This is a genomic window from Propioniciclava flava (genome assembly GCF_004126535.1).
Taxonomy (GTDB): domain Bacteria; phylum Actinomycetota; class Actinomycetes; order Propionibacteriales; family Propionibacteriaceae; genus Propioniciclava; species Propioniciclava flava.
On record NZ_PPCV01000005.1, the window covers coordinates 59,219 to 72,077 of the forward strand.

Annotated in this window: 11 protein-coding genes; 10 read left to right on the plus strand and 1 reads right to left on the minus strand. The window is 67.9% G+C overall.

The window, feature by feature from the left end; translation table 11 throughout:
- Positions 1 to 2: 2 nt before the first annotated feature.
- The 8 genes from C1706_RS08215 to C1706_RS08250 all read left to right on the plus strand — a co-directional run bounded on the left by C1706_RS08215 (position 3) and on the right by C1706_RS08250 (position 9,867).
- Entirely contained in the window at positions 3 to 1,016 is a 1,014-nt protein-coding gene (locus C1706_RS08215; RefSeq protein ID WP_129458764.1) for a DUF2891 family protein, read from the plus strand.
- Positions 1,017 to 1,213: 197 nt separating this feature from the next.
- The gene (locus C1706_RS08220; RefSeq protein WP_129458765.1) at positions 1,214 to 2,536 is read left to right on the plus strand and encodes a purine-cytosine permease family protein; all 1,323 of its coding nucleotides are present in this window, start codon (positions 1,214 to 1,216) and stop codon (positions 2,534 to 2,536) included.
- Positions 2,537 to 2,548: 12 nt separating this feature from the next.
- Positions 2,549 to 4,099, plus strand: a complete 1,551-nt coding sequence (locus C1706_RS08225) for a hydantoinase/oxoprolinase N-terminal domain-containing protein (protein WP_129458766.1) — start codon at positions 2,549 to 2,551, stop codon at positions 4,097 to 4,099.
- Positions 4,096 to 5,181 (plus strand): S-methyl thiohydantoin desulfurase family protein, encoded by a 1,086-nt coding sequence (locus C1706_RS08230; RefSeq protein WP_129458767.1) that lies wholly within the window; start codon positions 4,096 to 4,098, stop codon positions 5,179 to 5,181. Before C1706_RS08225 ends, C1706_RS08230 begins: the two co-directional genes overlap by 4 nt.
- Entirely contained in the window at positions 5,178 to 6,272 is a 1,095-nt protein-coding gene (locus C1706_RS08235) for an S-methyl thiohydantoin desulfurase family protein (RefSeq protein WP_129458768.1), read from the plus strand. Before C1706_RS08230 ends, C1706_RS08235 begins: the two co-directional genes overlap by 4 nt.
- Positions 6,273 to 6,275: 3 nt before the next feature.
- Positions 6,276 to 7,307, plus strand: a complete 1,032-nt coding sequence (locus C1706_RS08240) for an S-methyl thiohydantoin desulfurase domain-containing protein (RefSeq protein ID WP_129458769.1) — start codon at positions 6,276 to 6,278, stop codon at positions 7,305 to 7,307.
- On the plus strand, positions 7,304 to 8,845 hold the full coding sequence (locus C1706_RS08245; RefSeq protein ID WP_129458770.1) for a PucR family transcriptional regulator: 1,542 nt from the start codon (positions 7,304 to 7,306) through the stop codon (positions 8,843 to 8,845). Before C1706_RS08240 ends, C1706_RS08245 begins: the two co-directional genes overlap by 4 nt.
- The gene (locus C1706_RS08250; RefSeq protein WP_129458771.1) at positions 8,842 to 9,867 is read left to right on the plus strand and encodes an alcohol dehydrogenase catalytic domain-containing protein; all 1,026 of its coding nucleotides are present in this window, start codon (positions 8,842 to 8,844) and stop codon (positions 9,865 to 9,867) included. The genes C1706_RS08245 and C1706_RS08250 overlap by 4 nt, the downstream gene beginning before the upstream one ends.
- Positions 9,868 to 9,901: 34 nt before the next feature.
- Here the strand turns inward: C1706_RS08250 and C1706_RS08255 are convergent, their stop codons facing one another.
- The gene (locus C1706_RS08255) at positions 9,902 to 11,149 is read right to left on the minus strand and encodes a DUF445 domain-containing protein (RefSeq protein WP_206661050.1); all 1,248 of its coding nucleotides are present in this window, start codon (positions 11,147 to 11,149) and stop codon (positions 9,902 to 9,904) included.
- Positions 11,150 to 11,302: 153 nt separating this feature from the next.
- Between C1706_RS08255 and C1706_RS08260 the strand changes: the two genes are divergently transcribed.
- Together C1706_RS08260 and C1706_RS08265 are read left to right on the plus strand one after the other, a co-directional pair.
- Positions 11,303 to 11,992: a TM2 domain-containing protein gene (locus tag C1706_RS08260; RefSeq protein WP_129458772.1), complete on the plus strand. Its 690-nt coding sequence runs from the start codon at positions 11,303 to 11,305 to the stop codon at positions 11,990 to 11,992.
- 71 nt (positions 11,993 to 12,063) lie between these two features.
- Positions 12,064 to 12,843: a PIG-L deacetylase family protein gene (locus tag C1706_RS08265; RefSeq protein WP_129458773.1), complete on the plus strand. Its 780-nt coding sequence runs from the start codon at positions 12,064 to 12,066 to the stop codon at positions 12,841 to 12,843.
- The last annotated feature ends 16 nt before the right edge of the window (positions 12,844 to 12,859 follow it).

Consider the following 12,859-nt stretch of genomic DNA (forward strand, 5'->3'; position numbering starts at 1 on the left):
CGATGACGATCCCGTCCCCGTCTCGCGCCACCGCCTGGGCGGGGACGGTCGTTTCTGCCGTCCGCCAGGAGTACCCGTGGGCCGCGCAGCACACGGTCACCGGGCCGCACGACGTCGACGTCACACCGACGCGTCTGCATCCCGCGTTTTATGGCAGCTTCGATTGGCACAGTTGCGTTCACATGCTGTGGTCGGCAGTGACGCTGCTCGACCTGCCGGGGGAACCCGTCGAGGCGTCGAGCGCGGAGGCCTTGACCTCCCTGCTGGATGAGCGGCTCACCCCAAAGAACCTGGCCGTCGAGGTCGAGATGCTACGGCGGCGTCCCACCTTCGAGCGCCCCTACGGATGGGCTTGGGCACTCCAGTTGGTGGCCGCCGCGTCTTCCTCGCCACGGGCACGCGAGCGGGGATGGGCGGAAGCGCTGGAACCCCTGGGAGCCGTGCTACAGGAGAGGTTTCTGCACTGGTTGCCTGGCATGGTCGCGCCGGTACGTGCCGGGGTCCACAGCAACACGGCGTTCGCGTTGGGGCTCGCACGCGATGCCGCCGTCGCGTTGGAGTGGCCCGACCTGACCGGGCTGATCGACGCGCGCGCCCGTGACTGGTTCGGTGCCGACCGGGACTACCCGATCGGCTGGGAGCCCGACGGGCACGATTTCCTCTCTGGGGCGCTCAGCGAGGCAGCCCTGATGAAGCGCGTCCTGGGACCTGCTCGGGCTGCCGCGTGGCTCGCTGCTTTCCTCCCGGGCCTGGCCCGCGAACATGATCCCGTCTTCGAGGTTCCCGAGGCAGGCGACGCGAGTGATGGCCAACTCGCACACCTTCTGGGGCTGGCCTTGTCGCGGGCTTGGCACCTGCGCGAACTCGCCCCCCTCCTCGCGCCCGATGCGGCCCAGCGGATCGGCCGAACCACGCCAGCCCAGGTCGATCGCGTCGCAGATGCGATTACCGCCGGTGATTTCATGGCCACGCACTGGTTGGTCAGCTTCGCGCTGAAGGCTGAACTCGCCGCCTAGCGGGCGTGGGCTGCTGCCGGGTTCGTCTCCGGCCGTGGAGGAACCACAGGAGACCGCGTCGCAGCGATCGGCACGGTGATGGGCACAGTGCACATCCGCGGCCCATAGTGGGGCGGTCTGCACATAGTCGCCGTTGTGGATGGCGCCTTATCGTCAGGGCACTTGCACGCTTCGCAGCCACCACGAAGGACCTTCCGATGGCCACACAATCCCTCGACGACTACGCACTCTCCCGCGTCCCGCAGGACGCCCGCAAGCACTGGTTCGGCATCGCCGTTCAACGGTTCGGGCAGGTGTCGGCCCTGTCGCAGTTCCTCCTCGGCGCCACGATCGGCTACTCCATGACCTTCGGGGAGGCCGTCCTCGCCTTCCTGTTCGGATCGATCATCCTCGAAGTCATCATGTGCATCGTCGGCATCATCGGACAGCGTGAGGGGCTGAGCACGTCGTTGCTGGCCCGCTGGACCGGGTTCGGCGAAGTCGGCTCCTCGTTGGTCGGTCTGGCCATCGGGATCAGCCTGATCGGCTGGTTCGGCATCCAAAGTGGCATCTCGGCGGAGTCGCTGGAGGCGCTCATACCCGGCGTGTTGCCGGTGTGGGTCTGGAGCCTGCTGTTCGGCTTCGCGGTCACGGCCATCGTGGCCGTCGGTTTCGTGGGCATGCAATGGCTGGCCAACATCACCGTCCCGCTCTTCCTCATCCTGGTCGGCTGGTCGATCACCTCGGAACTGTCGCGCCATTCGCTGGCCGACCTGATCTCGTCCCCGGCACCCGGCCCCACGATGAGCATCTGGGCCGGGACCGGCATCGTCGCGGGTGGCCTCATCGTCGGCGCGATCATCACCTCCGACATGACGCGGTACAACCGCTCGGGGGCTGACGTCGTGAAGCAGACCGTCGTCGGTGTCAGCCTCGGCGAGTTCGTCATCGGCCTGGCCGGGGTGCTGCTGGCGCATGCTGCCCAGTCGGCCAGCATCGTGGCGATCGTGACCTCGTCGATTGGGCTGGCGGGGCTGGTCATCGTCATCACGGGCACCCTCAAGATCAACGACTGGAACCTCTATTCCTCGACTCTTGGTCTGGTGAACTTCGCCTCGACCGCCTTCGGGAAAAACCTGCACCGCGTCACGACGACGGTCGTCTTGGGCGTGGTCGGGTCCATCCTGGCCGCGGCGGGCATCCTTGGGCAGTTCACGGGGTTCCTGACGCTCCTCTCGGTCGTCTTTCCCCCGATCGCGGGCATCATGGTCGCCGAGTATTTCCTCGTGAAGAAGTGGCGACCAGAACTGGACGCCTCACGGGAAAGCGGCAACTTGCCCGATGCGGCGCCACGGTGGGTGCCTGCCACGTTGATCGTTTGGGCGATCTCCGCAGTGGTCGGCCATCTGGTCACGTGGGGTATCCCCTCGCTGTGGTCGTTGCTGCTGTCCATCGTGCTCTACACCGTGGCCGGACGCCTCGGCCTGGTTACCGGTGTGGGGACCTCCCGCACCACCGCTACCGCCGTCACGACGGCCTGAGAGGGACGCGCTATGCACATCGGAATCGACGTTGGGGGCACCAACACGGACGCCGTCCTCATGCAGGGGCGTACCCCCTTGGCGGGGGTGAAGCAGTCCACCAGCGCTGACGTCACCAGCGGCATCGTCTCGGCCTTGGCCGCGCTGGCACAGGAGCACTCCTTCGAGGGTGACCAGATCGAGGCGGTGATGATCGGGACGACCCACTTCATCAACGCCCTGATCGAGGCACGACGCCTGGCTCCCACGGCGGCCGTCAGGCTGGGGCTGCCCGCCACTCGGGCGCTTCCGCCGCTCGTGGATTGGCCGCAGACACTGCTCGAGGCGATCGATGGTCACAGCTACCTCGCTCACGGGGGATACGAGTTCGACGGACGCCCCATCGCGCCGTTGGATCCCGAGGAACTACGCGGCATCGCGGCCCAGATCGCGGCCAGTGGGGCCAGGTCCGTGGGGGTGTCGTCGGTGTTCAGCCCGGTCAACCACGACCTGGAAGTCGAAGCCGGACGCATCCTGGCCGAGGAACTCGGGGACGGGGTAGCCATCTCCCTGTCCCACGAGATCGGACGCATCGGCCTGCTGGAGCGCGAGAACGCCACGATCATCAACGCGGCCCTGCGCGAGTTGGCAGCCGAGATCGTGGACGGACTGGCGGCGGCCGTGCGGGCCCAAGGCATCGAAGCCCCCATCTTCTTGAGCCAAAACGACGGCACCCTCATGGACGAGGCGTTCGTCCGCGCCTACCCCGTGGCGACGTTCGCGTCGGGGCCCACGAACTCGATGCGCGGCGCAGCCCTGACCTCGGGGCTGAGCACCTGCGCGGTGGTGGACATTGGCGGCACCACGACCGACATCGGCCTGCTGGTTGGCGGGTTCCCCCGCGAGAGCGCCGGTGAGGTGACCGTGGCCGGAGTCCGGACGAACTTCCGGATGCCGGACGTGCTCTCCATCGGGATCGGGGGCGGCTCCCTCGTCGATCCGGTCACCGGGGAGGTGGGGCCCGCGTCGGTCGGTTACCGGCTCACCACCGAGGCGCTGGTTTTCGGCGGATCAACACTGACAGCAACGGACGTGGCCGTGGCCGCCGGACGTGCTCAGGTGGGGGATCCTGCTGCCGTGGCGCACCTGGATCCGGAGTTTGTCACGCGGGTGCTGGGGCGTATCGCGGACAGGGTCGCCGAGGCTGTGGACCAGATGCGTACGTCGGCGGATCCGATCGCGATCGTCGCGGTCGGGGGCGGCTCGATCTTGCTGCCTGATGAACTTCCCATGTTCGGGGCCGTCAACCGTCCCGGCAACTACGCGGTCGCCAACGCGATCGGCGCGTCCATCGCCCAGGTGGGCGGTGAGATCGACAAGGTGTACGCCGTCACGCCCGGAGAGCGGGGCGCGCTGATCGCCGCCGTGCGGGCTGAGGCCGTGGATAAGGCCATCGCCGCCGGTGCCGTTCCGGGGTCCGTGGAGATCATCGACTTCGACGAGGTGCCCATCCCGTACCTGCCGGGCAACGCGTCCCGCATTCGGGTGAAGGCCGTGGGTGACCTGATGGAGGCGCAGCGATGAGTTGGACGCTGAGGGCCGACATGGTGGATGACCTGGCGCGCGGTGCTGCGGTGCTGGGCACCGGGGGAGGTGGAGATCCCTACATCGGGGCGCTGTTGGCCAAGCAAGCACTCGCCGCGCATGGCCCCGTCGAGGTCGTCACCCTGGACGAGATTCCCGCTGACGCGCAGACGCTGACAGTGGCCATGATGGGTGCTCCCACCGTCATGGTGGAGAAACTGCCCAGCCTGGACGAGGTCACCGCCCCGGTCACCGCGCTGGGAACGTTCTTGGGGCGTCCCATCACGCACATCACGTGCGCCGAGGTAGGCGGAGTGAACTCGACCATCCCCGTGGCTGCCGCGGCAGTTCTGGGCCTGCCGCTCGTCGATGGCGATGGCATGGGCCGGGCCTTCCCCGAACTGCAGATGGTGTTGCCCACCCTGTACTCGGTCTCCGCCTCGCCGTTGGGCTTCGCCGACGAGAAGGGGAATGCCGGGGTGCTGAACACCACCACGAGCCATTGGGCTGAGCGCATCGCCCGGGTGGCGTGCGTGGAGATGGGGTGTTCGATCATGATCGCGGGGTTCGGGATGGACGGCGCTACCGCAGCGCGGGCCCTGGTACCCGGCTCCCTGCGTCACAGCATCGAGATTTCGGCCGCCATCACCGCCGCACGAGCCGCGAAAACGGACCCGGTGGCCGCCGCCGCTGCCCAGTTGAGAGGCCGCGTGATTGCCACAGGCAAGGTCGTGGACGTCGAGCGGGGCACCACGGGGGGATTCGCGCGAGGCCAGGCGCGGATCGAGAACAGCGACGGCACGACGACGCTGCTGTTCCAAAATGAGCACCTGATCGCGCGGCGCGAAGACGCGATCTTGACCACCACCCCGGATCTGATCATCGTGGTGGACTCCGAATCCTCCGAACCCATCACCACCGAGGCGTTGCGCTACGGCCAGCGGGTCAGCGTCCTGTCGGCGCCGAGCGATCCGCGATGGCACCAGCCCGAGGCGTTGTCGATGGTCGGGCCGCGGTACTTCGGCTACGACGTCGACTCGTGCCGCTTCGATGGCACGCCCGAGCCCCGGGAACTCCAGTGAGCTGGGTTCTGCGGGCCGAGGATCTGCCCGATCTGGCGAGGGGTGCCACGCTGCTGGGGACCGGTGGCGGGGGCGATCCGCACATCGGCACGCTGCTGGTCAGGCAGGTGCTGGGAGATGGGGCGATCACGATCCTCGACCCGGACGACCTGGCCGACGATGCGTTCGTCATCCCCACCGCCCAGATGGGTGCCCCGACCGTGATGCTGGAGAAGATCCCGGCGGGGATCGAACCCACCTTGGCGCTACGCACTCTGGAGGAACACCTGGGGCGTCGAGCGGACGCGACCATGCCGATCGAGTGCGGTGGGATCAACTCCATGATTCCGTTGGTGGTCGCAGCCGAGACGCGCCTGCCCGTGGTCGACGCCGACGGGATGGGACGCGCCTTTCCCGAACTGTCGATGGAGACCTTCGCCGTCTACGGCGTGCAAGGATCCCCGCTCGCCCTGGCCGGGGAGCGGGGGGAGCGAGTCATCATCGACACGGGGGCCGACAACCGGCAGATGGAGTGGCTTGCTCGCGGCGTGACCGTCAGGCTGGGCGGGGTCGGGCACATCGCCGAGTACGCGATGACCGGCGAGCAGGTGCGCCGCACCGCCGTACCGCGCACGATCTCGATGGCCCTGCGTTTGGGCCGGGCGATCGCGCAGGCGCGGGCTGGCCATGCTGACCCCTTTGACGCCATCGCCGAGACGCTGGCCAGCACGCTGTATCCCCACATGGTGACGCTGTTTCGCGGAAAGGTCGCCGATGTCGAACGCCGAACCGAGCACGGCTTCGCTTCTGGCCGAGCGCGGATCGTCGATGGCACTCACACGCTGGAGATCGAGTTCCACAACGAGAACCTGCTGGCCCGCAGGAACGGTTCCCTGGTGGCGATCGTGCCGGACCTGATCTGCGTGACGGCCTCCGACACTGCCGAACCGATCACCACCGAGGGGCTGCGTTATGGCCAACGTGTCACGGTCGTGGGCATCTCGACACCCGACATGATGCGCACGCCAGCGGCCTTGGACACCTTCGGACCAGCCGCCTTCGGGCTCCATGAGACGTTTGCGCCCGTGGAGCGCCTGGCTCCTTACGCTTGATCCATGCCGGCGACATTGGGGGTCGACGACCTCGCTGCCTTGGCGCGAGGTTTCTCATTGCTGGGATCCGGCGGTGGCGGACGGACCGCGATTCTGGAAAGCGTGGTGCGCCGGACAGTGTCGTGGCCGGTCGCGCTGCACGAGAGCGAGGGGCTCGACCCGAGCACACCGTGCGTTGCCGTCGGCATCGCTGGATCGACCTACCTCCTCGCCGAGCGTTTGCCACGGGTTGAGGCGTTCGAGCGTCTGCTGGCGGCTGCCCACCGCTGGACCGGGACGGCGCCCGGGGCAGTCTGTGCGATCGAGGGTGCCGGGCTGAATGGTCTGACGCCCCTGTTGCTGACCGGGGGCCTGCGGTTCGTCGATGCCGACTTCATGGGACGCGCACTGCCGGGCCTTGACCAGATGAGCCTCATCGTTGACGCCGTTCCCGGCGTGGTGTGCGCGGCATCCACGGGTGATCAAGGCATCACGCTGGTCGAGAGTCCTGTGCGGGGGGACGTGGAACAGATCGTCCGCTCGGCCTTGGTGCAGGCGGGCGGCGCCAACGAGGTTCTGGTAGCCGGGTTCACGGTGGGTGACCTGCGCGAGCACGCCATCGGCGGGACCGTCTCCCGAGCCCTGAGCCTGGGGCGTGCCTTCGAAGCTACGGGCCCCGGGGCGGCCTCGCGGCTCGCGCACGATCTGGGTGTGAGTCTCCTCGGCGTCGGGCGCGTCGTGGACGTCGCGGAGCGCTCGGCCACCTCCGCGTCCTCGATCGAGGTCGCCGGGGACGACGGGGCGATCCTGCGCCTGGTCGCCGGATCAGAGTTCGTGATGCTGCTGCGTGATGGAGCCGTGATCGCTGAGGTGCCCGACATCATCGTCGCCGTGGATTCCATCTCACGAGACATCCTGGAGGTCGATGCGTTGACGCCACCTCGGCACGTCACCCTCCTGGGGATTCCCGCCCCAGCCTGGTGGCGAGCGCGTGAGGCGCGACTCAGGGCCGTAGACACCCGGGCATTCGGGTTGACCGAGCCGAGGCGTGCATGAATCTGCTGACGCTTGCCGGTTTGCTCGCGCTGCCCGACAACGGGGGACTGGCGGTGGTGCGGCCCCGTGAGGCCGAACCGGATCAGTTGCCCAGCGTGTGGGACGGCATCGTCTGGTCTCTCGATGCGCGCGACCTCACCGCGGTACCGGGAGGGCTGGCGATCCTGGGCGTCGAACCACCGAGCGAGCCCTGGCAGCAGGATGCGCTCATCCGTCGAGTCCATGACCTGGGATTCACCGGGTTGGCGCTGCCGCGAGGGCACCGGCTGGGGGAGGGGACGCGCCGGTTGGGTCAACGCTTGGGGCTCCAACTGATGGCTGTCGAGGATTCGCTGACGCTAGCCCGGGCCTGCTGGCACCTCAGCGAAGGCAAGGACGCCCTCACCTTGGACTATGTGCGCAAGGTGGCCCGTTCGATCGCCTACCCGGCCGACAACCTGGCCGATTTGCTCCGGCACCTGAGCTCAGGTCTGGGACACGGGGTAGCGCTGGTGGATGCCGAGGGGGTGCTGGCGTCGGCAGGTGGCTATGTCGCACCTGAACTGTTGCGTGCCATGGACTTCGCACCATGGCTGGATTTCGTGACCGATCCCCCTTTCACGGCAGCATCGGTCCGGGTCGACAGCGCGAGCCGGACCGGGTTGAGGTTTGTCATCTTCGGGCAGGGGATGGAACGCGCCCACCTCGCGGCCCTGGGCGTGGCGGCGGAGGTGGCCATGCCAGCGGTGGCGGCCCGGCTCCTCATCGATGAGGTGGCAGACGTCAACGATGTCGCTGTCGCCTCGGGGCTGTTGCGGGAGTTCCTGGAGTCCCCCGGCCGCATCGAGGATGACCTCTCCCGGCGCATGATCGAGCGCGGGTGGCGCACCGGAGGGGTCCACCTGGGATTCCGCATTATCGGTCGCGGCCGCATCGATGCCTTGGCCCTGCTGCGGGTGGTGAAAGCCGAACTGTCAGGACTGGCCATCGACTCGCACGCGACGACGAGCGGAGGCGGGGTCAGCGGCTGGCTCACCTTTGGCGCCGAGCCCCCACCCCCGGAACTCGAACGCTGGGTCGCGGCCCTGCGTGGCCTCCACGCAATCCTCCAGTGCCGTTTCAACATCGCGACCGGCGTCGGAACCCTCGAAAGCGGCGGCGTCGGGCTGGCCGCCACGATTGACGAGGCGGGCGATGCCGCGCGCATCGCAGTCAACCGCTCCGCGACCGGACACTTTGTGAGGGTCGACACCCTGGGTCTGGAGCAACTACTGCTCGCATGGTCGGAAGCTGACACCTTCATTCCTGCGGCCCGGGCGCTTCTGGCTCCCCTCCTGGAGCCCGGCTCCGAACTCCTGGCCACCGTCTCGGCGTACCTCAATCACGAGTCAGCCGTCGCCCCGACCGCTCACGCGCTTGGGCTGCATCGCAACACGGTCGCGCAACGGATCGCTCGGGCCCAGGAACTCTTGGGCTTGGACCTCGCGAACCCGGAGACGAGGCTGGCGGTCCAACTCGCGTGCCGGGCCCTTTCGACTCGTGCGGAAGGAAAGGAATGAAGGCGTTGCAGTACACATCCTTTGGTGGACAGGTCGAAGTCGTCGACCTGCCACGCCCCGTTCCTGGCCCCGGCGAAGCGGTGATCGCGGTCGCCGCCTCAGGGCTGTGTCGCAGTGATTGGCACGCGTGGGCTGGGCACGACGACAGCGTCCATGTGCCGCAGGTGCCCGGTCACGAATGTGCGGGTCTCGTGGCCGCCGTCGGGCCTGGCGTTGAGTGCTGGCGCGAGGGCGACCGCGTCACGGCGCCGTTCGTGCACGGCTGCGGCACCTGTGCCTGGTGCCGGGCGGGCCAGGCCCAGGTGTGCCCTCACCAGACCCAGCCGGGGTTCACCGACCCAGGGACGCATGCGCAGTTCGTGACGGTGCGCGCTGCAGACACTAACCTCGTGGGGCTGCCCGACACCGTGAGTTTCGCCGCTGCAGCCAGCCTGGGGTGCCGATTTGCTACCGCCCACCGGGCGTTGACGCAGCGGGCCCACCTCGCCCGCGGTGAGTGGGTGGTCGTCGTGGGGGCTGGCGGCGTCGGCCTGAGTGCGGTGATGATCGCCGCTGCTCTGGGGGCTCAGCCGGTCGTGGTGGATCGCAGCGCGGACGCATTGGCTCTCGCCGGACGCCTCGGTGCACAGGTGCTCGTCGAAGCCGGCCCCGGAGCGCTGGAGGAGATCCTCCAGGTGACGGGTGGGGCACACGTGGCTCTTGACGCGGTGGGTTCAGCAGACACTGCGGCGTTGGCCATCCTGAGCTTGCGTCGGCAGGGGCGTCACGTTCAGGTGGGGCTGGTGACCGAGGATCCACCCTTGCCGCTGTCGCGGGTGATCGGCTGGGAGTTGTCGATCCTGGGCAGCCATGGCATGGCGGCGGTGGACTATCCCGCCCTGTTTGCGCTGATCGACCAGGGCCTGGATCCTGCACTGCTGGTGACGCGCGTGGTTGGTCGCCAGGAGGCGGCACGACTGATGCAGGAACCAAGTGGTGCTCTTGGGCCTGGCATTGTCGTGCTCGACCCGGGGCAAGGCTGAGGACGGAAAAGCCCGCGCGTCCCCAGCCAGCAGCTCAACTGAGAAGCTGGGTCAGGCCGTGGATGATCAGTCCCACCAATGCGCCCACCACCGTGCCGTTGATACGAATGAACTGCAGGTCGCGCCCGACATAGAGCTCGATGCGGTTCGCCGCATCGCGGCCATCCCATTGGCGGATCGTATGGCTGATGACCGAGCTCAGTTCGCGGCCATAGGTCGCGACGAGGTACCCGGCGGCGTCCGCCGCCAACTGGTCGACCCGTGCCTGTTGGGCGCCGTCCTCGGTGAGGCTCAAACCCCAGGACTTCACGGCGCTGATCACGCGCGCCCGCAGGGTCGAGCTCGGTTCATCCAAGGCGTCGTTGAGGCTGACCTGCAGGCTGCGCCACAACGAGAGCACCGTCTCACCGGTCTGCGGATGGGTGAGGAGTTTGACCTTGAGGGCCTCAGCTCGTGCCTGCACGCCCTCGTCGTGCCCCAGATCGTCGGCGATTCGTAGCAACAGGGCGTCCAGGGCTTGTCGCGTGGGATGGTCGGGATCATCGCGGAGGGCAGCCACCCAATCCAGGGCCTGCCAGTACAGCGCCGAGACGATGCGCTGATTGACGAAGTGGGGTGACCAGCGGGGGGCCCGGTCGTGCAGGGCGGTGGTGAAGTACTGCGGGTTCTTGCTCAGCCAGGCGTGCAGTTCGCGCGCCGACAGATCCACGAGGCCGGTGTGCGCCTTGTCTTCGATAATCGCTTCCAGCAAGGCCCCCGTCATGGGCGCGATGCGCTCCTTGGCTAGGCGCGGGAGCAGCACATCGTTCGCGATCGCGATCACGTCTTCGTCCTTGACCTTGCCCACCGCGCTCTTCATCAGCCGCGCTGCCTCACTGACCAGGCGTGTCGCATGGGCGTCGTCTTGAAGCCACACGCCCAACCTGCGTGCCAGGTGTGCGCTGGCCAGGCGCTCGCGCACGACGGACTCGGTGAGGAAGTTGTCGGTGAAGAAGGACTGGAGCGAGCCCGCGAGCTCATCCTTCTTGCGGGGGATGATCGCGGTGTGGGGGATCGGGATGCCCAGGGGGTGCCGGAAAAGCGCCGTGACGGCGAACCAGTCCGCCATCGCGCCGACCATGGCCGCCTCGGCCGCGGTGTTGACGTAGCCCCACACACCGGAATGATCCAGACGCAGCGTCATCACATAGATGACGGCAGCCATACCCAAGAGGGCAAGAGCAACGGACTTCATGCGCCGCAACCGGCTCAGCCGCTGGGCATCTCCTGGGGACATCGTCATGAAACCCACCGTCGTAGTTTTCCATGCGGTGGCAGGGCACCCAAGCTGGGCGTCCCTGGTCCAGCCCCCAAACGGTGTCCCGGACGGGCAGGGGAGAGCGATGTCGGCCCCCGGCGTTATAGTTCGGACGTCCAACCAGCGAAAGTAGGAGCCATGACTGACGGCGACCGTCCCCCCGCCAGCAACGACCCTGGGCCGTCGAGCTACACCAACCCCCTCGTCTCTGGGGAACCGCCGTTCCCGCAGGTGTCGAGCCCCTACGAGGAGCAACTGATGTCGGGGGCTTCCTCCCTGCCCGCCTACGACGATGGGGCCGCACCCGCCGCTGGGCCGTTCTCGCCCTATGGGCAAGGCCAGCCGGGTGCGGGGGAGCAGGAGCCCGGCAGCGCACAGCAGCCGTACAGCCCGCAGCAGTCCTACGGGGAGCAGTCCTCCTTCGGTACGTCGCAGCCTTATGCCCCCCAGCCGCCGTACTCGGCACCGCAGCCGCCCTATGGGCAACCGTTGGGGTCAACGGGCAATCAATACCCGACGCCTTCGGGTGGTTCCTACGGGTACCAGGCTCCGGGGTACGGGCTGGCCGTCGGATCGTCCTATGGGGTGGATCCGGTGAGTGGGTTGCCCTACTCCGACAAGAGCAAAATCGTCGCCGGATTGCTGGGCATCTTCCTGGGATCCCTAGGCGTGGGCCGTTTTTACATGGGCAACATCGGGATGGGGGTGATGCAGATCCTCGTGACGATCCTCACCTTCGGCGTCGGTGGGTTGTGGGGCTTCATCGACGGGATCGTCATCTTGGCCGGTAACCCGCGCGACTCCTACGGTCGGCCGCTGCGTCCCTGATCCCTGGGGCCCGCGTCCACGCTGACGCGGGCCGTTTGGGCAGGTGCCTTGGTGATGGCACAGTTGCGGGCGTGTCAACGCTCGTGTTCGTGCATGCCCATCCCGACGATGAGGCCAGCCAGACCTCCGGAACCATCGCTCGCGCTGTCGCGCGCGGCGACCGTGTGGTGATCGTTTACGCCACCGACGGTAACCAAGGCACGCTGCCCGAAGGGCAGGCGGGATCCTTGGCCGACCTGCGCCACCGCGAGGCTGAAGCGTCCGCGGAGATCACCGGGGCACAACGTCTGGTGTGGCTGCCGTACCACGACTCGGGAATGCGCGGGTGGGAGTGCAACACCGCCGAGGGTGCCTTCATGCAGGCCGACGTCGACGTGGTGGCCCGCCAGATCGCTGACGTGCTGGACGCCGAGAACGCGGACGCCGTGATCGGGTACGACTGGCACGGCGGCTACGGGCACCCCGACCACATTCAGGTTCACCGCGTGACGCGGCGGGCTGCCGATCTGGCGGCCCGGACCCCGAGGTACCTCGAAGTCAGCATGAACCGCGACCGGATGCGCAGCTTCGCTGCCGCGGCGGCTGCGGCGGGCTTCGAGGAGTGGGATGTTGACGCGCCGATGGACGATGGCAACCCCGTCGGCACGCCGCAGGCGCACCTCAATTGGGCGGTCGACATCAGCGACGAACTGCCGATCAAACGGGCAGCGTTGGCCGCCCACGCCAGCCAGCCCGATGCGGCCGGCATGCTGCAACTGCCGCCCGAGGCCTTTTCGGCGATGCTGGGCGTCGAGCACTACCTCGAACCGACCCGCGAGCCCGGCATGGTCGAGGCCTGGCCCTTCGACTGACGCCGCTACTGCGCGG